The 26017-nt window shown below is 40.4% G+C and carries 18 protein-coding genes, 8 tRNA genes and 3 rRNA genes; 22 read left to right on the top strand and 7 right to left on the bottom strand.

The genetic code is table 11. The annotated features are described in order from the left end of the window. The first annotated feature begins 58 nt into the window (after nucleotides 1-58). From MHI22_RS13710 to rrf, 16 genes are all read left to right on the top strand, one after another. On the top strand, nucleotides 59-391 hold the full coding sequence (locus tag MHI22_RS13710) for an STAS domain-containing protein (RefSeq protein WP_036119101.1): 333 nt from the start codon (nucleotides 59-61) through the stop codon (nucleotides 389-391). Then, nucleotides 391-861 carry an anti-sigma B factor RsbW gene (gene rsbW / locus MHI22_RS13705; protein ID WP_036119099.1) on the top strand — a complete coding sequence of 157 codons (471 nt, stop codon included), beginning with the start codon at nucleotides 391-393 and terminating at the stop codon, nucleotides 859-861. Before MHI22_RS13710 ends, rsbW begins: the two co-directional genes overlap by 1 nt. Next, a complete protein-coding gene (sigB, locus tag MHI22_RS13700) occupies nucleotides 839-1624 on the top strand; it encodes an RNA polymerase sigma factor SigB (RefSeq protein WP_036119097.1) in 786 nt (261 codons plus the stop codon). The genes rsbW and sigB overlap by 23 nt, the downstream gene beginning before the upstream one ends. 137 nt (nucleotides 1625-1761) lie before the next feature. Beyond that, a complete protein-coding gene (locus tag MHI22_RS13695) occupies nucleotides 1762-3930 on the top strand; it encodes a Tex family protein (protein ID WP_036119089.1) in 2169 nt (722 codons plus the stop codon). A 74-nt stretch (nucleotides 3931-4004) separates the two neighbouring features. After that, nucleotides 4005-4463 carry a SprT family protein gene (locus MHI22_RS13690; protein ID WP_036119086.1) on the top strand — a complete coding sequence of 153 codons (459 nt, stop codon included), beginning with the start codon at nucleotides 4005-4007 and terminating at the stop codon, nucleotides 4461-4463. Between the two features lie 89 nt (nucleotides 4464-4552). Further along, nucleotides 4553-4629, top strand: a tRNA-Asn gene (locus tag MHI22_RS13685). Between the two features lies 1 nt (nucleotide 4630). Continuing rightward, nucleotides 4631-4702 (top strand) — tRNA-Glu (locus tag MHI22_RS13680). A gap of 31 nt (nucleotides 4703-4733) precedes the next feature. Further along, nucleotides 4734-4809: transfer RNA gene (locus tag MHI22_RS13675), tRNA-Asp, on the top strand. A 5-nt stretch (nucleotides 4810-4814) separates the two neighbouring features. Then, nucleotides 4815-4889, top strand: a tRNA-Gln gene (locus MHI22_RS13670). Nucleotides 4890-4904: 15 nt separating this feature from the next. Further along, a tRNA-Lys gene (locus tag MHI22_RS13665) sits at nucleotides 4905-4977 on the top strand. 66 nt (nucleotides 4978-5043) lie between these two features. Then, nucleotides 5044-5129: transfer RNA gene (locus MHI22_RS13660), tRNA-Leu, on the top strand. A gap of 26 nt (nucleotides 5130-5155) precedes the next feature. Further along, nucleotides 5156-5232 (top strand) — tRNA-Arg (locus MHI22_RS13655). Between the two features lie 18 nt (nucleotides 5233-5250). Continuing rightward, a tRNA-Gly gene (locus MHI22_RS13650) sits at nucleotides 5251-5324 on the top strand. Between the two features lie 197 nt (nucleotides 5325-5521). Further along, nucleotides 5522-7073 (top strand): 16S ribosomal RNA (locus tag MHI22_RS13645). 182 nt (nucleotides 7074-7255) lie between these two features. After that, nucleotides 7256-10183 (top strand): 23S ribosomal RNA (locus tag MHI22_RS13640). A gap of 187 nt (nucleotides 10184-10370) precedes the next feature. Beyond that, a 5S ribosomal RNA gene (gene rrf / locus MHI22_RS13635) occupies nucleotides 10371-10486 on the top strand. The 16S, 23S and 5S rRNA genes sit together here with 8 tRNA genes alongside, the layout of an rRNA operon. A 34-nt stretch (nucleotides 10487-10520) precedes the next feature. Here rrf and MHI22_RS13630 read toward each other — a convergent pair. The 5 genes from MHI22_RS13630 to MHI22_RS13610 all read right to left on the bottom strand — a co-directional run bounded on the left by MHI22_RS13630 (nucleotide 10521) and on the right by MHI22_RS13610 (nucleotide 15879). Beyond that, entirely contained in the window at nucleotides 10521-11972 is a 1452-nt protein-coding gene (locus tag MHI22_RS13630) for an alanine/glycine:cation symporter family protein (protein WP_340812227.1), read from the bottom strand. 262 nt (nucleotides 11973-12234) lie between these two features. Beyond that, nucleotides 12235-13455 carry an NAD(P)/FAD-dependent oxidoreductase gene (locus MHI22_RS13625; RefSeq protein ID WP_089934205.1) on the bottom strand — a complete coding sequence of 407 codons (1221 nt, stop codon included), beginning with the start codon at nucleotides 13453-13455 and terminating at the stop codon, nucleotides 12235-12237. Continuing rightward, the gene (locus MHI22_RS13620; RefSeq protein WP_036119074.1) at nucleotides 13448-13786 is read right to left on the bottom strand and encodes a (2Fe-2S)-binding protein; all 339 of its coding nucleotides are present in this window, start codon (nucleotides 13784-13786) and stop codon (nucleotides 13448-13450) included. The genes MHI22_RS13625 and MHI22_RS13620 overlap by 8 nt, the downstream gene beginning before the upstream one ends. Beyond that, entirely contained in the window at nucleotides 13783-14052 is a 270-nt protein-coding gene (locus MHI22_RS13615) for a (2Fe-2S)-binding protein (protein WP_058843564.1), read from the bottom strand. Before MHI22_RS13615 ends, MHI22_RS13620 begins: the two co-directional genes overlap by 4 nt. Nucleotides 14053-14193: 141 nt before the next feature. Further along, complete coding sequence (locus tag MHI22_RS13610; protein WP_058843596.1) at nucleotides 14194-15879, bottom strand: sigma-54 interaction domain-containing protein; 1686 nt, start codon at nucleotides 15877-15879, stop codon at nucleotides 14194-14196. A gap of 175 nt (nucleotides 15880-16054) precedes the next feature. On the opposite strand from MHI22_RS13610, the gene MHI22_RS13605 reads away from it, so the two are divergent. The 5 genes from MHI22_RS13605 to MHI22_RS13585 are packed head-to-tail and all read left to right on the top strand — an operon-like array spanning nucleotide 16055 to nucleotide 21567. Next, nucleotides 16055-17236 (top strand): NAD(P)/FAD-dependent oxidoreductase, encoded by a 1182-nt coding sequence (locus MHI22_RS13605; RefSeq protein ID WP_036119068.1) that lies wholly within the window; start codon nucleotides 16055-16057, stop codon nucleotides 17234-17236. Beyond that, nucleotides 17233-18252, top strand: a complete 1020-nt coding sequence (locus tag MHI22_RS13600) for a proline racemase family protein (protein WP_058843565.1) — start codon at nucleotides 17233-17235, stop codon at nucleotides 18250-18252. Before MHI22_RS13605 ends, MHI22_RS13600 begins: the two co-directional genes overlap by 4 nt. Nucleotides 18253-18264: 12 nt before the next feature. Beyond that, nucleotides 18265-19137, top strand: coding sequence for a proline racemase family protein (locus MHI22_RS13595; protein WP_089934207.1), 873 nt, complete (start codon nucleotides 18265-18267; stop codon nucleotides 19135-19137). 27 nt (nucleotides 19138-19164) lie between these two features. Continuing rightward, on the top strand, nucleotides 19165-20067 hold the full coding sequence (gene dapA / locus MHI22_RS13590; RefSeq protein ID WP_058843566.1) for a 4-hydroxy-tetrahydrodipicolinate synthase: 903 nt from the start codon (nucleotides 19165-19167) through the stop codon (nucleotides 20065-20067). Nucleotides 20068-20085: 18 nt separating this feature from the next. Beyond that, complete coding sequence (locus MHI22_RS13585) at nucleotides 20086-21567, top strand: aldehyde dehydrogenase family protein (protein ID WP_089934210.1); 1482 nt, start codon at nucleotides 20086-20088, stop codon at nucleotides 21565-21567. Between the two features lie 69 nt (nucleotides 21568-21636). Here MHI22_RS13585 and rpoN read toward each other — a convergent pair whose 3' ends face one another. Both rpoN and MHI22_RS13575 read right to left on the bottom strand, forming a co-directional pair. Next, nucleotides 21637-22923, bottom strand: coding sequence for an RNA polymerase factor sigma-54 (gene rpoN / locus MHI22_RS13580; protein ID WP_340812218.1), 1287 nt, complete (start codon nucleotides 22921-22923; stop codon nucleotides 21637-21639). 176 nt (nucleotides 22924-23099) lie between these two features. Beyond that, the gene (locus MHI22_RS13575; RefSeq protein WP_036119051.1) at nucleotides 23100-24164 is read right to left on the bottom strand and encodes a M24 family metallopeptidase; all 1065 of its coding nucleotides are present in this window, start codon (nucleotides 24162-24164) and stop codon (nucleotides 23100-23102) included. Between the two features lie 136 nt (nucleotides 24165-24300). On the opposite strand from MHI22_RS13575, the gene MHI22_RS13570 reads away from it, so the two are divergent. Next, complete coding sequence (locus MHI22_RS13570) at nucleotides 24301-25983, top strand: peptide ABC transporter substrate-binding protein (RefSeq protein WP_340812217.1); 1683 nt, start codon at nucleotides 24301-24303, stop codon at nucleotides 25981-25983. The last annotated feature ends 34 nt before the right edge of the window (nucleotides 25984-26017 follow it).

Raw genomic sequence — 26017 nt, 5'->3', positions numbered from 1 at the left:
ATTATTAATAAAATAGGGAATAGACAATAGTCTAACAAATATGGTGGAGGTGTGCTATATGGACGTAACGATATATTTTAAAGAGATTGATCATAAATTATTTGGTTTTGTTGAAGGGGAAATCGATACATTTACCGCGTCTGGTTTAAGAGAGGAATTAGAAGCGGTAAAGATTACAGACGGATTAGAAATTGAACTTGATTTATCAAAAGTAAATTACATGGACAGTACAGGTCTTGGGATATTTGTTGCCTTTTATAAAAGAGCATTACGTGAAAATGGCAAAGTGAAGCTAGTTGGTTTATCGAATAGATTGCAAAGATTGTTTGAAATTACGGGTCTAAGTGATTTGATGGATATTGAAACTGATAAAAAGGTGGAATTAAAATAATGAAGGAATTTGACTATATTGAAATTAGAGTTCCTGCTAAACCGCAATTTGTCAGTGTCATTCGATTAACTGTCTCGGGCTTAGCTAGTAGGATTGGCTTTAGTTATGATGATATCGAAGATTTAAAAATTGCTGCAAGTGAGGCTGTGACAAATGTTGTTCACCATGCTTATAAGGATGAAGAAGAAGGTGAAATTGTCATCGGGTGTGCTTTGTATGACAATAAAATGGAAATGATGATTGCGGATTATGGCAACAGCTTTAATTTCGAAGAGATCAAGTCTAAGATTGGACCGTATCATCCTGAGGAAAGTATTGCAGGGCTAAGAGAAGGTGGCTTAGGACTTTATTTAATGGAAACTTTGATGGATGAGGTGATGATCAATAACGATGGTGGCGTAACTGTCTTCATGACAAAGTATGTCGCTAGAGAGCAGGTGGAAAAAAATGTCGAAAGAATCACTACATAAATCTTCATCCAAGGAAGATATACTAAAGTGGATTGAATTGTACCAGTCAACGGAGGATGATGAAGCGCAAACAAAATTAGTGATTCATTATCGATATCTAGTTGAGTCAATAGCTCGTAAATATTCGAATGGTAAATCTTATTATGATGATATTGTTCAAGTAGGGATGCTGGGATTGTTAGGTGCAATCAGACGTTTTGATCCGAATGTTGGTCGTAGTTTTGAAGCATTTGCTGTGCCAACGATTGTTGGAGAAATCAAGCGTTTTTTACGTGATAAAACATGGGATGTTCATGTGCCTAGACGAATAAAAGAATTAGGACCGAGAATCAAATCAACAGTGGAGGCGCTGACGATTGAATTGCAGCGTTCTCCTTCTATTCAAGATATTGCTGAGCGATTAGAAGTAGCCGAGGAAGAGGTATTGGAAGCGATGGAAATGAGCCGTAGCTATCAGGCTCTTTCTATGGATCATTCGATAGAGTCAGATTCAGATGGCAGTACAGTCACCTTATTTGATATTTTGGGTAGGGAAGACGATGGTTATGAAATGACTAATAAACGCATGATTGTTTCAGAGGCGCTTGTTGTGTTAAATGAAAGGGAAAAACAAATTATTCAGCTTACATATTTAGAGCAACTTAGTCAAAAAGAAGCTGGAGAACGATTAGGAATTTCTCAAATGCATGTATCTCGAATACAAAGGAAAGCAATAAAGAAATTACAAGAGGCTATTCTAGCAAGTGGCGGTGTTTCGCTCTAATCTTTCTTTGGGTGTTTTATGTGTTAAACACTTATAAATGGATGAAGATAGTCTACTCATATTCGTCTGAGTAGACTATCTTTTTGCATTTTTAGTAAGGTGTAATGGTAAAATGAAAAGAAAAAGGTAGTGATGATGTGGAACAAAAGCAAATGTTACAGCTCATTGCAAAGGATGTTGTAGTCAAACCAGGGCAAGTAGATGCTGTTATTAAGTTATTAGAAGAGGGAAATACGGTACCATTTATTGCACGTTATCGAAAGGAAGCAACGGGCTCTCTCGACGAGGTGCAAATTAAAGCTGTGGAGGATCGTTATCACTACATACAGCAACTTGAACAACGGAAAGAAGAGGTTATTCGATTAATCCGAGAGCAAGAAAAACTTACACCAGAATTAGAAAAAGCCATACTTGCTGCAACCGTCTTACAGCGGGTAGAGGATTTATATAGACCTTACAAGCAAAAAAGACGTACAAAGGCGACGATTGCCAAAGAAAAAGGATTAGAACCTCTTGCAGAACTTCTCTTGGCGTTTAGTAATGACGCATTAGAGCAGCTAGCGGTTGGTTTTGTGGATAATGAACAGGTTGCCAATACAGAAGAAGCACTAATGGGCGCACGAGATATTTTAGCAGAACGTTTTGCGGATGATGCTGCGATTCGTGAAAAAATCCGCGCCTATTCATGGAAAGATGGAGTCCTTGTAACGACTGTAAAAAATGCTGAGATCGATGAAAAAAATGTTTTTGAAATGTATTACGAGTATGAAGAACCTGTTAATCGCATCGTTCCGCATCGCATCTTAGCGATCAACCGTGGAGAAAAAGAGGAAGTTTTAAAGGTTTCAATCCAAGTGCCAGTAGACAGAGTTTTGATGATTATGTGGAAGGAATGGATACCTGCAATTGGCTCATCTCCTGCAATTGCAGAAGTAAAACTGGCAATTGAAGATTCGTACAAACGTTTAATTCAGCCTTCGATTGAAAGAGAATTACGAAACGAATTGACAGAGAAAGCTGAAACACAAGCAATTCATATTTTCTCTGAGAATTTACGTAATTTATTACTGCAGCCACCTATGAAAGGGAAATATGTATTGGGGGTTGACCCAGCTTACCGCACAGGTTGTAAGTTAGCAGTTGTAGATGAAACGGGGAAAATGTTAGAGGTTACAGCTATTTATCCACATCCTCCTAAACCAGATGTAGCAAAAGCGAAAGCTACTGTGAAAGGAATTTTAGAAAAATATCCAATAAGCATAATTGCAATTGGTAATGGTACAGCATCGCGTGAAACAGAACAATTTATTGCAGATGTACTAAATGAACTTACTACTGATGTTGCGTATGTTATTGTCAACGAAGCGGGAGCATCTGTTTATTCAGCGTCAGATATTGCACGGGCTGAATTTCCCGATTTACAGGTTGAGCAGCGTAGTGCTGTGTCCATTGCACGCCGCTTACAAGATCCTTTATCGGAGTTAGTGAAAATTGAACCTAAAGCGGTTGGTGTAGGTCAGTATCAGCATGATGTTTCTCAAAAAAAATTAAATGAATCACTAACTTTTATAGTAGAAACTGCTGTTAACAAAGTAGGGGTTGATGTAAACACGGCTTCTTCTTCACTCTTACAATACGTTTCTGGTTTATCCAAAACAGTTGCAGAGAATATCGTGAAGATGCGAGAAGAAAATGGTCAATTTTCTACACGTGCACAATTAAAGAAGATTCCAAGGCTAGGTGCTAAAACGTATGAACAAGCTATCGGCTTCTTACGTGTCCCTGAAGCAAAAAATCCGTTCGATGCTACAGGTATTCACCCAGAGAGCTATGATTTAGCTGAACAAATATTAGCAGAAGCTCAAATTGATAAAAAAGAGCTAGGGACGCCGAAAGCCGAAGAAGCTATTGCAGCTTTAGATATTCAAAATTTAAGTAGCGTGCTGGGCATAGGTGTTGTGACTATTCAAGATATTGTGGATACTTTAATGAAACCAAGTCGTGACCCACGTGATGCTTTCCCACAGCCTTTGCTTAAAACAGATGTATTAAAAATGGAAGATTTAAAAGTAGGTATGGAACTGCAAGGCACAGTGAGAAATGTGGTGGACTTTGGAGCGTTTGTTGATATTGGCGTAAAGCAAGACGGGTTGGTGCATATATCTAAATTACAAAACAAACGCATTAAACATCCATTAGAAGTTGTTGCATTAGGTGATATTGTCACAGTATGGGTAGAACAAATAGATGTCAATAAAGGGCGTATTTCTTTAACAATGCTTCCGCCTAAAAATCAAACATTATAATTTAAGTAATAAATATTTACCACACTGTCTATACTACACAGTGTGGTATTCTTGTTGTTAGAGGTGATTAATATATGAACAATGAGGAGTTACAACAACTTGTTCACAGCTTATCCTTGGAAAGCTTTCAAAAACCTTTTCAGCATCAGGCCTACTTTAATGCTAGATTACGTTCAACTGGTGGACGATATCTTTTACAATCTCATAATATTGAGATAAACCCGAAAGCCTATGAGTTATATGGCTATAGAGAGATTGAAGGTATTGTACTCCATGAATTATGTCATTATCATTTACATATTGAAGGTAAAGGGTATCAACATCGAGATAAAGATTTTCGAGAGCTATTAAGAAAAGTAAATGCACCTCGATTTTGCTCAGTTTTACAACCCCCTAAAGCTACAACTAAAAGACATCATCGTCATACTTATACTTGTGTCAATTGCCAACAACTATATGTACGGAAAATAAAAATGAATGTTGAGAAGTATTGCTGTAGTAAGTGTTTGGGTAGGCTAATACTAGTGGAATAAAAAATTATAAAAAAATAGTTGACGTTTTGTTGAGTTGTCCCTATAATAGTAAAAGTCGACAAGATAACGACGACAGCAAAACATAGTATTCCGAAGTAGCTCAGTTGGTAGTAGCACCTGACTGTTAATCAGGTTGTCGCAGGTTCGAGTCCTGCCTTCGGAGCCATGGCCCCTTGGTCAAGTGGTTAAGACACCGCCCTTTCACGGCGGTAACACGGGTTCGAATCCCGTAGGGGTCATTTCTTCATAATTTAATTAATACTATTTATTGGTCCCGTGGTGTAGCGGTTAACATGCCTGCCTGTCACGCAGGAGATCGCCGGTTCGATCCCGGTCGGGACCGCCACTTTTTGGGGTATAGCCAAGCGGTAAGGCAACGGATTTTGATTCCGTCATGCCTAGGTTCGAATCCTAGTACCCCAGCCATTCATTTCTTAATTTGAGCCATTAGCTCAGTTGGTAGAGCATCTGACTTTTAATCAGAGGGTCGAAGGTTCGAGTCCTTCATGGCTCATCTTTTTAGGAAAAAACATTGACTTCTCAGATCCTTGTAGTATAATGAGAAAGTTACTGATTGAATGCGGTCGTGGCGGAACGGCAGACGCGCTAGGTTGAGGGCCTAGTGGGGGCAACCCCGTGGAGGTTCAAGTCCTCTCGGCCGCACCAAGTCAATTAATTTTATATTCTTATATGCGCCCGTAGCTCAATTGGATAGAGCGTCTGACTACGGATCAGAAGGTTGTGGGTTCGACTCCTGCCGGGCGCGCCAATTTATAAATCATATTATGCGGGTGTAGTTTAATGGTAAAACCTCAGCCTTCCAAGCTGATGTCGTGAGTTCGATTCTCATCACCCGCTCCAAAAAAGTGTTGACAACTTTCCGGTTGTCTGATAGACTAAAGAAGTTGTCCGAAGAGACAATGATATGAACCTTGAAAACTGAACAAGCAAAACGTAATCAATAAAGTTTTCAGTAACTAGCTTTGGTTAGTGAACGAAACAAAATTTTGGACATCAAAATTGATGCCAGCAAAACAATTTGAGCTATTCAAATTTCTTTTATGGAGAGTTTGATCCTGGCTCAGGACGAACGCTGGCGGCGTGCCTAATACATGCAAGTCGAGCGAACAGAGAAGGAGCTTGCTCCTTCGACGTTAGCGGCGGACGGGTGAGTAACACGTGGGCAACCTACCTTATAGTTTGGGATAACTCCGGGAAACCGGGGCTAATACCGAATAATCTGTTTCACCTCATGGTGAAACACTAAAAGACGGTTTCGGCTGTCGCTATAGGATGGGCCCGCGGCGCATTAGCTAGTTGGTGAGGTAACGGCTCACCAAGGCGACGATGCGTAGCCGACCTGAGAGGGTGATCGGCCACACTGGGACTGAGACACGGCCCAGACTCCTACGGGAGGCAGCAGTAGGGAATCTTCCACAATGGGCGAAAGCCTGATGGAGCAACGCCGCGTGAGTGAAGAAGGATTTCGGTTCGTAAAACTCTGTTGTAAGGGAAGAACAAGTACAGTAGTAACTGGCTGTACCTTGACGGTACCTTATTAGAAAGCCACGGCTAACTACGTGCCAGCAGCCGCGGTAATACGTAGGTGGCAAGCGTTGTCCGGAATTATTGGGCGTAAAGCGCGCGCAGGTGGTTTCTTAAGTCTGATGTGAAAGCCCACGGCTCAACCGTGGAGGGTCATTGGAAACTGGGAGACTTGAGTGCAGAAGAGGATAGTGGAATTCCAAGTGTAGCGGTGAAATGCGTAGAGATTTGGAGGAACACCAGTGGCGAAGGCGACTATCTGGTCTGTAACTGACACTGAGGCGCGAAAGCGTGGGGAGCAAACAGGATTAGATACCCTGGTAGTCCACGCCGTAAACGATGAGTGCTAAGTGTTAGGGGGTTTCCGCCCCTTAGTGCTGCAGCTAACGCATTAAGCACTCCGCCTGGGGAGTACGGTCGCAAGACTGAAACTCAAAGGAATTGACGGGGGCCCGCACAAGCGGTGGAGCATGTGGTTTAATTCGAAGCAACGCGAAGAACCTTACCAGGTCTTGACATCCCGTTGACCACTGTAGAGATATAGTTTCCCCTTCGGGGGCAACGGTGACAGGTGGTGCATGGTTGTCGTCAGCTCGTGTCGTGAGATGTTGGGTTAAGTCCCGCAACGAGCGCAACCCTTGATCTTAGTTGCCATCATTTAGTTGGGCACTCTAAGGTGACTGCCGGTGACAAACCGGAGGAAGGTGGGGATGACGTCAAATCATCATGCCCCTTATGACCTGGGCTACACACGTGCTACAATGGACGATACAAACGGTTGCCAACTCGCGAGAGGGAGCTAATCCGATAAAGTCGTTCTCAGTTCGGATTGTAGGCTGCAACTCGCCTACATGAAGCCGGAATCGCTAGTAATCGCGGATCAGCATGCCGCGGTGAATACGTTCCCGGGCCTTGTACACACCGCCCGTCACACCACGAGAGTTTGTAACACCCGAAGTCGGTGAGGTAACCTTTTGGAGCCAGCCGCCGAAGGTGGGATAGATGATTGGGGTGAAGTCGTAACAAGGTAGCCGTATCGGAAGGTGCGGCTGGATCACCTCCTTTCTAAGGATTATTTCGGAATACAAACCTAGGGTTTGTAAGATTACGTTTTGCGTTCAGTTTTGAAGGTTCATTCTTCTTGAATGAAAAGCTTCAAAACTTGTTCTTTGAAAACTGGATAAAACGACATTGAAATTGTAACAAACACATTTATTTTTTAAGTTTTTTTATAGGCTTAATAACTTGGTTAAGTTATTAAGGGCGCACGGCGAATGCCTTGGCACTAGGAGCCGAAGAAGGACGGCACTAACACCGATATGCTTCGGGGAGCTGTAAGTGAGCTTTGATCCGGAGATTTCCGAATGGGGGAACCCACTACGTTTAATCGCGTAGTATCTTGACGTGAATACATAGCGTCTTGAAGGCAGACCCAGGGAACTGAAACATCTAAGTACCTGGAGGAAGAGAAAGAAAAATCGATTCCCTGAGTAGCGGCGAGCGAAACGGGAAGAGCCCAAACCAAGAGGCTTGCCTCTTGGGGTTGTAGGACACTCAATACGGAGTTACAAAAGAGCGAGTTAGATGAAGCGACTTGGAAAGGTCCGCCAGAGCAGGTAAAAGCCCTGTAGTCGAAAGTTCGTTCTCTCCTGAGTGGATCCTGAGTACGGCGGAACACGTGAAATTCCGTCGGAATCCGGGAGGACCATCTCCCAAGGCTAAATACTACCTAGTGACCGATAGTGAACCAGTACCGTGAGGGAAAGGTGAAAAGCACCCCGGAAGGGGAGTGAAAGAGATCCTGAAACCGTGTGCCTACAAGTAGTTAGAGCCCGTTAATGGGTGATAGCGTGCCTTTTGTAGAATGAACCGGCGAGTTACGATTACGTGCGAGGTTAAGCTTTAGAAGGCGGAGCCGCAGCGAAAGCGAGTCTGAATAGGGCGAAATAGTACGTGGTCGTAGACCCGAAACCAGGTGATCTACCCATGTCCAGGGTGAAGGTAAGGTAACACTTACTGGAGGCCCGAACCCACGCACGTTGAAAAGTGCGGGGATGAGGTGTGGGTAGCGGAGAAATTCCAATCGAACTTGGAGATAGCTGGTTCTCTCCGAAATAGCTTTAGGGCTAGCCTCGTGATGAGAATACTGGAGGTAGAGCACTGTTTGGACTAGGGGGCCATCCCGGTTTACCGAATTCAGACAAACTCCGAATGCCAGATATTTATACACGGGAGTCAGACTGCGAGTGATAAGATCCGTAGTCAAAAGGGAAACAGCCCAGACCACCAGCTAAGGTCCCAAAGTAATCGTTAAGTGGAAAAGGATGTGGCGTTGCACAGACAACCAGGATGTTGGCTTAGAAGCAGCCATCATTTAAAGAGTGCGTAATAGCTCACTGGTCGAGTGACGCTGCGCCGAAAATGTATCGGGGCTAAACGATTCACCGAAGCTGTGGATTGACATCTACGATGTCAGTGGTAGGAGAGCGTTCTAAGTGCGTTGAAGTCAGACCGGAAGGACTGGTGGAGCGCTTAGAAGTGAGAATGCCGGTATGAGTAGCGAAAGACGGGTGAGAATCCCGTCCACCGTATGACTAAGGTTTCCTGAGGAAGGCTCGTCCGCTCAGGGTTAGTCGGGACCTAAGCCGAGGCCGATAGGCGTAGGCGATGGACAACAGGTTGATATTCCTGTACCACCTCCTCACCGTTTGAGAAATGGGGGGACGCAGTAGGATAGGGTAAGCGCGCTGTTGGTTATGCGCGTCCAAGCAGTAAGGCGTGTGTGTAGGCAAATCCGCACACTGTAACGTTGAGCTGTGATGGCGAGTCCGTATGGACGAAGTTCCTGATTTCACACTGCCAAGAAAAGCCTCTATCGAGGTGAGAGGTGCCCGTACCGCAAACCGACACAGGTAGTCGAGGAGAGAATCCTAAGGTGTGCGAGAGAACTCTCGTTAAGGAACTCGGCAAAATGACCCCGTAACTTCGGGAGAAGGGGTGCTCTTGAGCGTGCAAGCGCATGAGAGCCGCAGTGAATAGGCCCAGGCGACTGTTTAGCAAAAACACAGGTCTCTGCAAAACCGTAAGGTGACGTATAGGGGCTGACGCCTGCCCGGTGCTGGAAGGTTAAGAGGAGTGGTTAGCGCAAGCGAAGCTGCGAATTGAAGCCCCAGTAAACGGCGGCCGTAACTATAACGGTCCTAAGGTAGCGAAATTCCTTGTCGGGTAAGTTCCGACCCGCACGAAAGGCGTAACGATCTGGGCACTGTCTCAACGAGAGACTCGGTGAAATTATAGTACCTGTGAAGATGCAGGTTACCCGCGACAGGACGGAAAGACCCCGTGGAGCTTTACTGTAGCCTGATATTGAATTTTGGTACAACTTGTACAGGATAGGTAGGAGCCAGAGATCTCGGAGCGCCAGCTTCGAAGGAGGCGTCGGTGGGATACTACCCTGGTTGTATTGAAATTCTAACCCATGCCCCTTAGCGGGGCAGGAGACAGTGTCAGGCGGACAGTTTGACTGGGGCGGTCGCCTCCTAAAAGGTAACGGAGGCGCCCAAAGGTTCCCTCAGAATGGTTGGAAATCATTCGTAGAGTGTAAAGGCACAAGGGAGCTTGACTGCGAGACCTACAAGTCGAGCAGGGTCGAAAGACGGGCTTAGTGATCCGGTGGTTCCGCATGGAAGGGCCATCGCTCAACGGATAAAAGCTACCCCGGGGATAACAGGCTTATCTCCCCCAAGAGTCCACATCGACGGGGAGGTTTGGCACCTCGATGTCGGCTCATCGCATCCTGGGGCTGTAGTCGGTCCCAAGGGTTGGGCTGTTCGCCCATTAAAGCGGTACGCGAGCTGGGTTCAGAACGTCGTGAGACAGTTCGGTCCCTATCCGTCGTGGGCGTAGGAAATTTGAGAGGAGCTGTCCTTAGTACGAGAGGACCGGGATGGACACACCGCTGGTGTACCAGTTGTCTTGCCAAAGGCATCGCTGGGTAGCTATGTGTGGACGGGATAAGTGCTGAAAGCATCTAAGCATGAAGCCCCCCTCAAGATGAGATTTCCCATTACGCAAGTAAGTAAGATCCCTCAAAGACGATGAGGTAGATAGGTTCGAGGTGGAAGTGTGGTGACACATGGAGCTGACGAATACTAATCGATCGAGGACTTAACCAAAAATGTTTGAACCATTCAATGAACCGTTTATCCAGTTTTGAAAGAATAATTTCTTTTATGAAGGGTTTCAAGATACGAGTAGTTCGAGGAAGCAATGGAGAGAGGGAAGGAGCGTACTCAAGTACGTGACTGACTGAACGACAGAAGCTGACGAAGAAATGCGATGTATATTGAAAGCCGACCATAGTCTAGTGATGATGGCAAAGAGGTCACACCCGTTCCCATACCGAACACGGAAGTTAAGCTCTTTAGCGCCGATGGTAGTTGGGGGCTTCCCCCTGTGAGAGTAGGACGTCGCTAGGCAATAGAAACAGTCAGCTGTATGCTGACTGTTTTTTTATTTCCGTTTATGACTGTTGCTATATTCTATCCAGAAATCAGCATTTTTAATTCCAACTTCTCTTGGATCAAAAATAGGATCGAGACCAGCCTTTTTTTGTCGATCATAATCTCGCAAAACTTGAATGGCTGGTTTGGTTAATAATACAATCGCAATAAAGTTTAAATAACTCATACTTCCGAATCCAATATCTCCAAGCCCCCACATAAGACTGACCGATTGTACACTTCCGACATAAACAACGAGTAAGAAGATTATTTTTAATACTAATTTCAAAATGGGGAAGCGTAGCTTATTATCTAAATAAACAATTGTTGTCTCTGCAATATAGTAGTATGCCATTAGAGTGGTGAATGCGAAGAGGAAGATGGCAATAGCCACGAATCCACTTCCAAAATCATGGAATACTGTAGATACTGCTGCTTGTGTATAAGCAGTACCTGCCACGACGCCTGGGATATTTTCAACTAACGGTGCCGTTGTTCCTGAAGGGGTAACGTTATACATACCTGTAATGAGAATCATTAATGCTGTAGCAGTACATACAATGATTGTATCAATATAGATTGAGAAACCCTGAACTAAGCCTTGTTTAGCAGGATGAGATACTTCAGCAGCAGCAGAACTAAATGTTGCTTCTCCAGCTCCAGCTACATTTGAAAATACGGAGCGTCTTACACCCCAGGCGATTGCAGTACCAACTATACCCCCAAAGATTTCATTAGTACCAAAAGCACTTGTAATAATAAGTTTAAACATACCTGGAATTTCACTCACATTAGCCCCTAATATGATAAGTGTTAAAATGACGTAGGCAAGTGCCATGATAGGAACAATTTTGTCAGCAACACGAGCTATACGTTTAACACCACCAAATATGATTAATCCCAAAAGAACAACAATCACCGCGCCTGTTATAAATGGTGGAATATGAAAAGCAGTATTAAATGAAGTGGCAATTGTGTTTGCCTGGATCCCAGGCACTAGAACACCATATGAAAGACAGATAACAAACGCAACAAATATAGCAAAGCCTTTTAGTTTTAAACCCTTTTCGATATAGTATGGTGAACCACCACGATACTGACCATCAGCCTTTTCTTTATATAATTGGGCAAGGGTAGATTCTATAAATGCACTTGCACCCCCTAGAAATGCCATAACACCCATCCAAAATACTGCGCCTGGTCCACCAGCAGCAATGGCCGTAGCCACACCTGCGATATTACCAACACCAACTCGTCCAGACAATGCCATACAAAAAGCTTGGAACGACGAGATTCCTTCTTTTGATTCTTTACGTTCACGTAATAAACGAATCATCTCAGGAATATAACGAAATTGAACAGCTTTTGTCAGGATGGTAAAGTAAAGACCCACACCTAATGCTAAGTATACGAGTGCATTCCCCCAAATATAATCGACCAATGTATTAACGATTGTCTCCATAGATTTTCCCCCTTGTTTTCTTCAATCAAAACCCGAAATTCCCACCCAAGAAATTGTGTACTATACAGCAGCATCCATTTTGTCACACAAATCAGTAATTCAATATTATGGAAGGTACATATATGGCATATTGTTTAAGAATCAAAACCTCCTTTCACGATTTTTAATCACATCATATGTATTGCATGTTTTATGCCATAAAGCAAAAAAGCCTTTTACTCATGAAGATGAGAAAAAGACTTTTATTCTTTAATAGGCATTTTTAATGAATCGTAAGCGGTCCAACAGATTCATCCCAAATTTGTTTCATCTGTTGACGACCGGCTGAAATTTCAGGATGAAATTGAATATGTGCAGTAGCTCTTGTTTTTTCAACATCTTGGATAGCAAGCTTAATATCATACTTTGAGGCTCCTGCATTGAGACGTTGAGCAATTGTAAGGCCAGCAACTTTTCCTTGTGCTAATGCTACCTTGGCTCCTTCAATGCCCGTAATATTTCCAGCGACATACAACCCCTCTAAATTAGTTTCCATTTGTTCATTATGTAAAGGAATGAACCCACCTAATTCTTCGATATAATGGAATGGACAACCAGCTAAAGAGGCAAGTTCTGCTAAAGGGTATAGGCCGCCAGCGATACAAATAAAATCTGCTTTGATTCGTTGTTCGCTACCTTTAACAAGAGAGCCATCTGTATTCACTGTTGCTAAAACGACCCCTTCAACTTGATCTTTACCGACGATTTCAATAACAGCTTTACGCAACATAATAGGTATATCCCACATTTTCACACCATTTTTGGGATAAAAGGAAATACCGAGCTTTTTCATAAAGTCATTTTTCATCAATTTGCTGCCCATTTTAACAAGAGGGGAGGGAGCCATATGAGCTACATGTAATAAGGAGTTCATAACTTCTAAAGGATTACTATTCTTCTTCGCTAACAAGTTAGAGGGAGGTAATGTGATAGCTGCTACTTGAACCCCTGCTAATTGTAATTCCATCGCAATAGCAGAAGATAGTACATTGACCCCGACAATGACTCCCCGTTTACCAGGCTTCACACGATGCACATTTGTCATTACTTGTGCTGCTCCAACAGACATTACACCCGGTAGAGTCCAGCCTGGAATTGGGAAAGGTGATTCGGCAGCTCCAGTAGCTAATAGCAGATGTTGGGTACGAAATATACCTTTGGTTGTGTGGATGATCCACGTTTGATCCACTTTTTCTAAATCGGATACACTTGTTTGTAGTAAAAATTCAACATTGACTGCTTTAGCTCGTTTTAATAAACGTTCAGATTCCACAATACCATTCCACCATGTTCCTGGCTTCTCTTCATATAATTGTCCAAGTAATCGCCCGCCAGCATATAAATATTCATCGATAACAAGGACAGCAATATTTTTTTCCGCCAATGTAATGGCCGCCGCAAGCCCAGCAGGACCAGCTCCAATTATAATTACTTTATTATTCATGGTTCTTCCTCCAGTCCCTTACTGTCGTAGGAAGTGGCTGCCCACTTTTTACAACCATCCCATCTGAAATAGGGGTTAAGCATGCTCGCTCGCCGTCCAAGCCGTTTATATTGACACGGCATTCAAAGCAGTGACCAATATTACAATAAATGCCTCGAGGCTGCCCTGTTTCTTCGTGCAAACGTAAAGTGCGGATTCCTTGTACTAGCAATGCAGCAGCTAGGGATTCACCTTTGTAACCTTCAATTACCTGATCGTCAAAAGTAAAAGTTATTTTTTCTTTTTGGATTAAATTCCCTAAAACGGGGTGGGTAATTATACGTTCTGTCATGATTTAACCTCCCCTAAATCGGAGAATCGCACTGGTCGAATGGGTGCCTGATGTTTTAATGAAATTTCATCATTTGTACGTGGATGATGAAGATGAGCAATATTATCTACCATAGTACGGCATGTACGGCCACCGCAATAGCCCATTCCTGCACGTGTTCGTAACTTCAGTTCTCGTGCAGAGCACTTATATTTTGATGCGCTTTCTATTAATTCATCGTAACTAATTTCTTCACAACGACATACAATCATCGATTTATTTTGCATAGTTCCACCTCTACTATATGAAATACTTTCCATACTAGATAATGCAAAAACTATGCCAGAAAAAAGAAAGTCGCTAAGAAAATGATTTTATAGACATATGTGAAAGTAGTGTATAGAAACATTGACATTTATTTTAAAAAGTTAGACATCTATGTTTAATTTTTTTAATCGATTGTATAAAGTGGCACGAGTAATGCCTAAGTTTTTAGCACATATTTTTTTATTACCATTTACTTTGGCAAGCTGTTCTAAAATAATTTCTCGTTCATAATGTTCAAGTTGATTGTTAAGCTCTGTCCCTAGAGGAAAATCCCTCTTAACTTCCAACTTTTCATCTTTTGGCATAGCTGCTAAAATATCCGTAGGTAAGTCTTCCATATGAATGGCTCCCTCATCAGAAAATACAACAAGTCGCTCGATAACGTTAGATAATTCTCGTACATTGCCTGGCCATTGGTATTTTAAAAGAACATTGGCTATTTCAGTTGGGATTCCTTGAATAGGTCGATTATATTTAATCGATTTTTCATATAAGAAATAATTGCTAATTTCTAAAATATCTGATGCTCGCTCTCGAAGCGGGGGAACTGTGAAATTCACCACATTCAGTCGATAATATAAATCCTCTCTGAATTTTCCTTCTGCCACTAATTGCTTTAAATCTCTATTAGTAGCAGCTACTAAATTAAATTCAACGTCCATTTCCTTTGTACCGCCAACTGTATAAAACGTTTTTTCCTGTAGCAATCGCAAAATCTTTACTTGCATTTCTAGCGGCATTTCACCAATTTCATCTAAAAATAAAGTACCTCCACGTGCAAGCTCTACTTTACCTTTTTTTCCTTTTTGATGGGCTCCAGAAAAAGCTCCTTTTTCATAACCAAATATCTCACTTTCAAATAAGCCACTAGGAATGGCTCCACAATTGATAGCGACAAATGGTGCTTCAGGCTTTTCTCGAATGGCATGAACTGCACGTGCAAACAGTTCTTTACCAACTCCACTCTCTCCGTAAATTAAAATATTTGCCTCGGTTTCTGCTACCTTTTTTACTTTTTCTAATACTTCTTTAAGCTTTGGACTATTGCCACGAATAAGTGTAAATGGATCATAGGCTAAGCCATTAGTATTCATCTGTTTCTCTAAATTCAATAATTTTTCAGATGTAAGATGAAGCTCTTCGTTTAATTTTTTGACATGGGTAATATCAGTTTCAGCAACGACTGCCCCAATTGTCTTATCATGCAGCATAACAGGGTTTGAATTGATCATGACGACGAGATCTTCCCGAGGAAAATGCTGCTGTTGATAAACAGATTTTCTATGCTGTAAAGTATGTAAAATTTCTAGTTGATCTTCTTTGAAAAATTGAGTGATGGGCTTTCCAATAATATTTTCTCCAGACACAGAAAAAATGCTTTCTGCTCCCTTCGTCCAATAAACAACATTTTGTTCAGCATCAATGACAGTACATGATTCATTTATTGTGTCTAAAATGGTTTGTAAATAAGCATTGCCACATTCTAATTCATAGGCAAGATCGTATACTAAGGACTCTCTCCATAAATATCCTAAATATTGTTTTTCCTCACTACAAACTAGTAAAAATTCATATTCCTTCATATATTCAATAGCTATGTTGAGTGGGCAATCCAACTGGATGGTATGACAAGCAACATAGTGAACATCATTTTTTCTTTTACCGCGCATTGTTGCATAGGGTTTATTATTTTCAAGCACAAAATATTGTTTGCTGTCATCGTTTATTTTGGACACTATATCGTCAGTAGAAATAATAGCAAAGTTACGTTTTAATATTTTATTCATTATTAAATGATATGGATGCAATGTAAGTCCCCCCTCATTATTTATTTGTCAAATTATTTTGAATAATATAAATAATTTTGACACATAGTGACTAGTTTATCAAACAAATTCCAATAAGATAGATTGGCATGTTTTTTGCATCATACAGTCATGAATAGAAAAGGAGGGGAGAGACATGAAGAAATCCCATCATGATATCGTCATTATTGGCGGTGGCATTATTGGTGGAGCAATTGCTTATTATTGTGCAAAAGCGGGCCTTGATATCACAATACTTGAAAAAAATGAACTTGCGAGTGGTACTTCTTCTCGCTGTGATGGCAATATTTTAGCTATTGATAAAGATCCTGGCTTTGACAGTCAAATGTCTTTAGTCAGTCAAAGATTAGTACATGAGTTAAATCGAGAGTTAGATATGAGCTTTGAATATCGGAATCCTGGCAGCATTCTTGTTTGTGAAAGTGAGCTAGAGATGGAGGCTGCTCAGCAGTGGGTTAATCGTCAACGGGAGGCGGGTTTAGATTTTACAATGTTAGATCGTGAGGACTTGCGGAATGAGTCAAAATACTTTGCAGATGACTTATACGGTGGATTGGAATGTAAAACCGATTCAACAGTGAACCCATATATGCTGACATTTTCTATGTTCCACTCAGCTGAAAAGTTAGGGGCAAAGATAAAAAAACATACAGAAGTCAAAAATATTACGAAACAGCCAGATGGTACATTTTTACTTGAAACGAATGAGGGATGGATAACAGCAAATAAAGTAATTAATGCTTGTGGAATTTGGGCACCGTTTATTGGGCAAATGCTGGGTGTTGATATTCCAATTAAACCTCGCAAAGGACATATTCTTGTCGCATCACGTCAGCAACTAGTAGGGCTAAGAAAAGTGATGGAATTTGGTTATTTAATTTCAAAATTTGGTGGAGAACGTAAAGTGGATGTGGATATTGAAAAATACGGAGTAGCGTTAGTGTTTGAGCCGACAGAGGCACAAAATTTTTTAATAGGAAGTAGTCGCGAATTTGTAGGCTTTGACACGAAGGTGAATCATGATGTGGTGAAAATGATTGCTAGACGTGCTGTACGTTTTTATCCAAAAATCGCTGATATGTCGATTATTCGTACATATGCAGGGTTAAGACCATGGACGGAAGATCATTTACCTATTATTTGTGAAGTAGAAGAAGTGCCTGGTTTCTATATTGCGGCAGGTCATGAAGGAGATGGAATTAGCTTGGCTGCAGTTACTGGGAAGCTTATCCAAGAATTACTACAGTACAAAGATACATGCATTCCTACTGAACCAGTTCATCTTAGTCGTTTCCAGAAAGGAGTACTTCACAAATGAAATTTCAAAAGCTCTTTACAACAATTGATACCCATACAGGCGGGAATCCAACACGTTCATTAATAAGCGGTATGCCTAAGCTTGAAGGCAAAACAATGTCTGAAAAAATGTTATTTATGCAAGAGAATTTTGACTGGATTCGAAAATTTCTTATGAATGAACCACGAGGACATAGTGTGATGTCAGGTGTTATCATTACAGATCCTTGCCATCCCGAAGCAGATTTTGGAGTGATTTATATAGAAACAGGTGGTTACTTGCCGATGTGTGGACATGACACAATAGGCGTTTGTACAGCACTTATTGAAGCAAATTTAATAGAGGTTAATACACCTTATACAAACATAAAATTGGACACACCTGCAGGTTTAATTGATGTAAAGATTAAAGTAGTGGATGGCGTAGCGAAGGAAGTGACATTTAAAAATGTACCATCCTTTCTATTAAAAACGATTGAAATAAATGATTCTGAATTAGGTGTAGTGGAATGTGAAATAGCTTATGGAGGGAACTTTTACGGCATTATAGATGCTAGAAAAATCAATCTAAACTTAGCTGTAGACAATTCAACGAAAATTATTAACACAGCTATTCGTCTCCGCAATGCTGTGAATGCTAAGGAAGATATTGTCCATCCAGAATTCCCATTTATCCATGGACTTACACATATTGAGTTTTATACAGACCCAGTCAATCCATTAGCAGATTTAAAAAATACAGTTGTTGTTCCGCCAGGAGGGATTGACCGTTCCCCTTGTGGCACTGGTACATCCGCAAAAATTGCTACACTCTATTCAAAAAATGAGCTTGCTCTCAATGAGTCCTTCGTCTATGAAAGTATTGTGGGGACAATGTTTAAAGCACGTGTACTAGAAGAAGTAGCTATTAGTGGCCTAACCGCTGTTATTCCAGAGGTAACAGGATCTGCCTGGGTTATGGGTATGCATCGATTCTTTTACAATAATCAGGATCCACTGAAAGAGGGCTATTTGATGATTCCGCCAATGGATCACTAAGGGAGGATAAGCATGAATTTTCATAAGTCTTTTCAAACGATCGATACACAAGTAGTGGGAGAAGCCTTTCGTATTATTGTGCAATCACCAATCATACTTGCGCATGAAAATATTACGGAAGCGGCTCATGCTTTAAATACGCAATTCGAAGATACAAAACAATTGCTTCTGAATGAACCTAGAGGACACCGTGGAATGAATGGCTGTCTTGTTTTACCATCAGCTATTGCATCCTATCGACTATTATTTTTCCAACATTCGGCTTCTACAAATTTTAAGTATGAAGCACTTGTAGCCACAATGACAGCGTTGATTGAGCAAGGAATAATAGAGCTTTCAAGAGATAATATTTACTCTATTGAAACAGTAAAAGGTGTTTATGAAGCCTATGTAAAACTTTCTGAACCGAAAGATACTGTTTTATCAGTTCATTTGACATTGAAGCCAGCGCATATAGAAGGTGACGAAGTAATTATCGATAATGAGCGCCGCTACTTTGTTGTAGAAAAACCACATCAATTAAAGGCAATTGTTCTAGATGAATTAGCAGAAATCAGTACGTGGGGATTACTAGAAAGTGAGAAATATAGTACAGCGGATGGTGTCATTATGTATGAACAGCTGGACAGTTCAGTACGGTCAGTTACCTTTGAGCGAGATGGCTATATATTACGTTCACCTGGTGTGGACAGTACATTGGCGTTACTAGCAGTTTTAGGGGAAGAAGCTGTCAAAAAAAATGACAGTATTTTTGGTAGCAGCATTGAAATTAGTCAAAAGCATGAAGCTGGCTATGAAATTGCATTAACAGGATATATCACAGGAATCCATCAATTTGTAGTGGACCGTGAAGATCCTTTGCAGCATGGATTTATCATAGTGTAATAAAAGAGGATAGAGGAGGAAAAAAAGATGAAAAAATTAGAAGGTGTATTTCCGGTATTAGTAACACCAATGAAAAACCAAACGGACATTGATTGGGATGGTTTCCGTCAAAATATTGAACATTTTATTGAAGCAGGGGTAACAGGTATTGCTATTAACGGTAGTACAGGCGAATTTGTAAGTTTAACGAAAGAAGAACGGTTTAAAGCAGTAGAAGTAGCTGTAGATCAAATTAAAGGGCGAATTACATTGATTGTTGGTACAGCTGCTGAGACAACTGCAGAGGCTATCACCTATACACAGCAGGCTGAACTGGCCGGCGCAGACGCAGCATTATTGATTAATTCCTATTATGCACACCCAAAAGATGAGGAAATATATGTTCATTTTAAATCAGTAGCCGAATCTGTAAGCTTCCCTATTATGATCTATAATAATCCGTTTACTTCGGGGGTAGATATTGGTTTAGAAACGATTTTAAAAGTAGGTAGAGATGTTCCAAATATTACACACATTAAGGAATCGAGCGGCAGTATTGGAAAAGCGCGTGATATCGTACGTCAAGGCCAAGATAATATTAAAGTATTTTGTGGTTCAGAGGACTTAGCCATAGAATCATTTTTAGTTGGGGCTGTTGGGTGGATTTCTGTATCTGGAAATATTGTGCCAGAGCTTGTCACAAAGTTATATAGTCAAGTAAAAGAAGGAAATTTAGAGGCAGCTTGGGCAATTTATGATCGTTTATTACCTTTATGTGCATTTTTAGAGGGATCAGGTAAATATGTACAAATCACTAAACGTGCAATGGAACTAAAAGGATGGGCAGGGGGACCATGTCGTCTACCACGACTCCCACTAACAGAGGAAGAAGATGCCCAACTTAAAGCAATTATGACTAATTTAGACGTACTGGCAATTGAACATTATTAATGCAAAGGGGGATGAATGATGGAGGCAGTGTTGACATTAAAACCACAAGTAAAGGAATTTCTACAGTCCACAATCGGCTTGTATATCGACGGTGAATACATGCAAGCTCAATCAGGTAAAACATTGAATGTTCTAAATCCTGCTAATGAAGAGGTCATCGCTGTAGTAAGCGAAGCACAGGCAGAAGATATTGATCTTGCAGTAGAAGCTGCTCAAAAAGCATTTGATGGTGCATGGTCAACGATGGAGGCAGCTGAACGCTCACGAATTATTTATAAATTGGCAGATTTACTAGAAGAACATCGTGAAGAGCTAGCACAGCTTGAATCAATAGACAATGGTAAACCATATCAAACTGCTCTCGCAGATGATGTGGATGGCACTGTTCAGCATTTCCGTTATTATGCAGGGTGGGCGACAAAAATTACAGGACAGACTGTACAAGTATCCAAGGATTACTTAAATTATATTGTACATGAGCCTGTTGGTGTTGTAGGTCAAATTATTCCTTGGAATTTCCCTCTTGCAATGGCGGCATGGAAGCTAGGCGCAGCGTTAGCTGTAGGGTGTACGATTGTCATCAAACCAGCGGCTGAAACGCCATTATCATTATTATATGTAGGGCAATTAATGAAACAAGCTGGTTTTCCAAATGGTGTAGTAAATATTGTACCGGGTACGGGAGAAGCTGGAGAAGCTATTGTTACACATAAAGGTGTAGCTAAAGTAGCCTTCACTGGATCAACAAAAACTGGAATCCACGTGATGAAAAAGGCAGCTGATGAAGTGAAAAGTGTAACATTAGAGCTTGGAGGGAAATCTCCTGCTATTGTGTTACCAGATGCAGATGTACAGGAAGCAATAGAGGGAACTTTTGCTGGAACGATGTACAATCACGGCCAAAACTGTAGCGCATGTACACGAGTATTTGTGCATAGTAGTCTATACAATCAATTTGTTGAACGACTTGCAGAAAAGGCTAAGGCATTGAAGGTAGGACCAGGACTAGATCCGGAAACAGAAATGGGCCCGTTAGTGTCACAAAAACAATTAAATACAGTCCTTGGTTTTATTGAAAAAGGAAAAGAAGAGGGTGCTCGCTTAGTAGCTGGTGGTAATCGAGCACTCCAAAAGGGATTTTTTGTACAACCAACTATCTTTGCTGATGTACAGGACACGATGACGATTGCTCAGGAGGAGATTTTCGGACCTGTTATGTCTATTCTATCGTTTGAAACAATAGAAGAAGTGATCGTGCGTGCTAATAATAGTAAGTATGGACTTGCTGCAAGCATTTGGACAGAAAATGTAAAAAAAGCACATTATATTGCTAGTAAACTACAGGCAGGAACAGTATGGATTAATGATTTTGGCTTAGAATGGGAAACGATGCCATTTGGTGGCTATAAACAGTCAGGTATTGGTCGTGAAATGGGCGGCGAATATGGTTTGTCCAATTATACTGAGGTGAAAAGTGTATTTGTCAATATGAAGCAATAATAAGTGAGTCTGCTTTAAATTTGTTTAGATGGAAAAGGAGCTACCCCCAATAGATAGCTCCTTTTCTCATTATTTAAACTGGTTTATTTTACGTCTAGCAGAGGAAGGTATGTTCATGTCCTCGCGATATTTTGCTATGGTACGACGAGATATTTCAATTCCCAACGCAGAGTTAAAATACTCAGCTATTTTTTGATCAGAGAAGGGCTTTACTTTATTTTCAGATTTTATATAGTCTGACAGCAATGACTTCACCTTTATTTGCGACACACTATGACCATTTGCTGTTGACAATTTAGAGGTGAATAATTCTTTTAATTCAAATGTGCCAAAAGCAGTTTGTACATATTTATTCGTTGTAATGCGGCTAACCGTTGATTCATGAACATCTATTTGGTCAGCAATTTCACGCAACGTAAGTGGTTGCATGGCATCAAAGCCATATAGAAAAAACTTCTTTTGTTTTTCAATAAGTGCCTTCATGATATTGATCATTGTATTTCGACGTTGTTCAATGCTGTTAACTAACCAGTGGTAGTCAGTTAAGTGTTTTTTAAAATAACTCTTCTCTGAGGAATGCGTTTTTATATAAGGAAAGTAGTCAGCGTGAATATTAACTTTTGGTAAATAATAATCATTTAACGAAAAGGTAATCCCACCATCAACGATATCAACAATGATATCTGGTATCGTCATATGTACCAACTCTTGATAAAATAATGAGCTCAGCTTTGGCTGTAGTGATTGTATAAAAAGATAGATCATTTGTAAGTCACTTAGCGATATATCCAGCTCTTTTGAGATTTGTTTCCACTTCTTATTGGCAAGCTCTTCTAGATAATTAGAAATAACGGTTTCAGCATGAGCAGGGCTGTTATGACAATAAATGGTTTGCAATAGTAAACATTCCTTCAAATTGCGTGCACCAATTCCTAAGGGACCAATTGTTTGTAATAAATGAATGCCCTTTTCAATTTCTAGGTCATTATAAGACGTTTGTGTTGAATGCTCATAATAACCATTGTCATCTAAATGATAAATAATATGTTTTAAGAGTTGAATGTCCTTTTCGTTAGAAAATGTTAGCCTGACCTGTTGGAATAGTTCATCACGAACATTTTTTTCACATTTTGTGGCAAGATGCATAATATCAAGATGTCTGCTACTCATTTTTGGAATCTGTAGATGGTCTTTAAGTGTTGGTTCACTTAATTCAATTAAAGGATTAACGAGTTCTTGTTCACGTATATATTGTTCTAATTCCTGAGTTGAATATTGGAGTAGCTCGATTGCCTGACGAAGTTGGGCAGACATAACTATTTGTAATTCTTGTGTTTGCTTAATAGAAAGTTGCATAATAAAACCTCGATTCTCTATCAATCTATCTAACCTTAGAAAATATAGTGACAAGAAATTTTGACATGTGCAACGAAATATATTATAAGCTTCCAATAAAAAGCTCAAAATGTTGAAATGAAAGGTTTTTAAACAGTGTAAAAAAAGTAAACATCTATAGGATAAGTGTAAAGAAATTATAAAATAATGAGTTCTTTTGGTGAGTGTGTGATCACTTCTACACCGTCTTTTGTAATGATGACATCATCTTCTATGCGAACACCGCCAACTTGTGGAACGTAAATGCCTGGCTCAACTGTAAGTACCATATTCTCTTCTAAGATGTCTTCACAAACTGACGACATGAATATATTTTCATGGATATCTAACCCGATGCCATGTCCTGCTCCATGTCCGTAATTGTCCCCATAGCCTTTAGCTGTAATGTAGTCACGTGTATAGCTATCTGCATTTTGCCCTGTCATACCAGCTTTCATATTAGAAAGAGCATGTTGCAAGGAATCATAAACAATTTGATATATTTCTTTTAATTGTTCAGGTGGCTCACCAACAGCAATAGTTCTTGTCATGTCAGAACGATAGCCTTGATAATAAGCACCAAAATCAAGTGTTAGCATGTCACCTTGCTCAATTATTTTTGAAGATGCTACACCATGTGGTAGAGCAGAGCGATGACCTGAAGCGATAATCATATCAAATGCAGCACTAGTTGCACCGTTTTTTCGCATATGGGATTCCAATTCATTGGCAATTTCGATTTCTGAAACACCCGGTTTAATGAATGTTAAAATATGCTTAAATGCCTCATCTGAAATCCAAGCTGCCTTCTTAATTATTTCAATTTCTTCTGGTGTCTTAATCATACGTAAATTTTCCACAATATTAGATAAAGGCTTTAATGTTGCTGTCAATTTATTAGCCATTAATTGATAGGCGTAATAAGTTACGTGATGTTGTTCAAAGCCAACTGATTGGATTGAATCTTGATCTAAAATCTCTTGAATCGTTTCATATATACGGTTGCGATCAATCTCATGAACCTCGAAAGTTTTACTTTGCTCCGTTGCTTGTTGTGTGTAGCGGAAGTCCACTAATAAAAGTGCGCGCCTATTAGTTACTACAACCGTTCCTGCACTTCCAGTAAATCCTGTTAGATAACGTCGGTTTTGTGCATTTGTGATAATCATTGCGCTTGTATCTTGTGCTTGTAAAGCATTTCGTAATTGTTCTAATTTTGACATGTTGTCATTCCCCCTTTAGTGAAATTATAATGCAAAATCTGTGCCAATTTTAAAAATATTTGGCGTCGGCATGAAAATTGCATAGATTTTTATAGTGCGATTTCATTCGTGCAATAAAATCAAAGGGGTTTTGAGGATGGCTAAAAAAACAAAATGGCTTGTCGTATTGTTAGGATTAATGCTCATTGTATTGGTCGGTTGTTACGGGAAAGAAAACAATACTTCTGGAAATACTACAAATAGTAATGAATCAGACAATGCATCTACTGATGAAGGCGACAATACTGCTGCACAAGAGCTTCATTTAGTTGCAACAGGTGATTTAACGACAATGAGCTCATTGGGGAGTGTAGATGCACTTGCTGTGACGGCAATGAACTCTGTGTTCGAGGGGTTATATCGTATAGGGCCTGAAAATACACCAGTTCCGGGTATGGCAGAGTCACATGAAGTTTCTGAGGATGGTACAGTTTATACATTTAAAATACGCAAGGATGCAGTGTGGAGTAATGGGTCTCCAGTTACAGCACATGATTTTGAATATGCTTGGAAAAGAGCTATAAACCCAGAAACACAAGCAATTTATTCTTACTTAATGTTGGATATAAAAAATGCGGCCAATGTTCAAACAGAAGAGGACCCACTTTATGGAAAGGTAGAGGAAATAGGTATTACGGCGTTAAACGATGAAACATTAGAAGTGCAACTAAATGCGCCTATTCCGTATTTTATTAGCTTAACGACTTATGCACCGTTCTTCCCATTAAATGAAGAATTTACAGAATCCCAAGGCGATCAATATGCGCTAGAAGCGGCTAATATGATCTATAATGGTCCTTTCCAGATGGAATCTTGGCAACATGGGCAAGGATGGACGTTCGTCAAAAATGAAAGTTATTGGGATAAAGACACTGTCAAGCTTACTAAAATCACACAAAAAATTGTCAAAGATACAGCAACGGCTGTCAATCTCTATGAGGCTGGTGAAATAGACACTGCCGAGTTATCGAGTGAGTATGTCGCTCAATATAAAGACAGTCCAGAGTATTCAACGTTTTTAAAGCCAAATACGTATTTTATTCGTATAAATCACGAAAATCAATATTTAGCTAATCAAAACATTCGTAAAGCCATTGATTTGGCATGGGATAAACAAGGCTTTGCTGATGTGATATTACAGGATGGTTCTATTCCTGCTTATTATTTAGTACCACAGGGATTATCAACAGATGACAAGGGGAATGACTTCCGCGATGGAAACGGTGATATGAATAAAACAGATATCGAATTAGCGAAGGAACTATGGGCTACTGGCAAAAAGGAACTTGGTGTAGACCAAGTAAAGCTGGAGTTTTTAACATATGACCGTGCAGAATCTAAGAAAGCTGCTGAATTTATTAAAAATCAATTAGAGACGAATTTAGAAGGCTTAGAGCTAACAATTAATATGCAGCCTAATAAGCAAAAACTTGCATTAGAGGGGGCTGTTGATTTTGACTTAGACTATGGCGGTTGGGGTCCTGACTATCAAGATCCTATGACTTACATTGAATTATTTGAATCAACAGCTTATTATAATCAATCCAACTATAAAAATGAAAAAGTGGATGCATTAATAAAACAAGCGAAAACTACCTCTGATGTTATAGAGCGCTGGGAACTTATGCAGCAAGCTGAAAAATTAATGATGGAAGACGTAGCATTCGCTCCAACATTTCAAAAAGGGTTAAGTCGTTTGACAAAACCATACGTGAAAAATTTATATGAGCATCCATTCTCAGCTGACATAAGCTATAAATGGGTAGAAATTGTAAACTAAAAAATGCTGTCCTCTACTTTCGGAGGACAGCATT

Source organism: Lysinibacillus sp. FSL L8-0312, assembly GCF_038003285.1.
GTDB lineage: Bacteria > Bacillota > Bacilli > Bacillales_A > Planococcaceae > Lysinibacillus > Lysinibacillus fusiformis_D.
The sequence above is the reverse complement of the archived record's forward strand: the minus strand, read 5'-3'. Positions and strand labels throughout refer to the sequence as shown.

Coding starts and splice junctions, on each gene's coding strand:
- MHI22_RS13710 (WP_036119101.1), top strand. CDS start 59: ATGGACGTAACGATATATTTTAAAGAGATTGATCATAAATTATTTGGT.
- rsbW (WP_036119099.1), top strand. CDS start 391: ATGAAGGAATTTGACTATATTGAAATTAGAGTTCCTGCTAAACCGCAA.
- sigB (WP_036119097.1), top strand. CDS start 839: ATGTCGAAAGAATCACTACATAAATCTTCATCCAAGGAAGATATACTA.
- MHI22_RS13690 (WP_036119086.1), top strand. CDS start 4,005: ATGAACAATGAGGAGTTACAACAACTTGTTCACAGCTTATCCTTGGAA.
- MHI22_RS13630 (WP_340812227.1), bottom strand. CDS start 11,972: ATGGAGACAATCGTTAATACATTGGTCGATTATATTTGGGGGAATGCA.
- MHI22_RS13625 (WP_089934205.1), bottom strand. CDS start 13,455: ATGAATAATAAAGTAATTATAATTGGAGCTGGTCCTGCTGGGCTTGCG.
- MHI22_RS13620 (WP_036119074.1), bottom strand. CDS start 13,786: ATGACAGAACGTATAATTACCCACCCCGTTTTAGGGAATTTAATCCAA.
- MHI22_RS13615 (WP_058843564.1), bottom strand. CDS start 14,052: ATGCAAAATAAATCGATGATTGTATGTCGTTGTGAAGAAATTAGTTAC.
- MHI22_RS13610 (WP_058843596.1), bottom strand. CDS start 15,879: ATGAATAAAATATTAAAACGTAACTTTGCTATTATTTCTACTGACGAT.
- MHI22_RS13605 (WP_036119068.1), top strand. CDS start 16,055: ATGAAGAAATCCCATCATGATATCGTCATTATTGGCGGTGGCATTATT.
- MHI22_RS13600 (WP_058843565.1), top strand. CDS start 17,233: ATGAAATTTCAAAAGCTCTTTACAACAATTGATACCCATACAGGCGGG.
- MHI22_RS13595 (WP_089934207.1), top strand. CDS start 18,265: ATGAATTTTCATAAGTCTTTTCAAACGATCGATACACAAGTAGTGGGA.
- dapA (WP_058843566.1), top strand. CDS start 19,165: ATGAAAAAATTAGAAGGTGTATTTCCGGTATTAGTAACACCAATGAAA.
- MHI22_RS13585 (WP_089934210.1), top strand. CDS start 20,086: ATGGAGGCAGTGTTGACATTAAAACCACAAGTAAAGGAATTTCTACAG.
- rpoN (WP_340812218.1), bottom strand. CDS start 22,923: ATGCAACTTTCTATTAAGCAAACACAAGAATTACAAATAGTTATGTCT.
- MHI22_RS13575 (WP_036119051.1), bottom strand. CDS start 24,164: ATGTCAAAATTAGAACAATTACGAAATGCTTTACAAGCACAAGATACA.
- MHI22_RS13570 (WP_340812217.1), top strand. CDS start 24,301: ATGGCTAAAAAAACAAAATGGCTTGTCGTATTGTTAGGATTAATGCTC.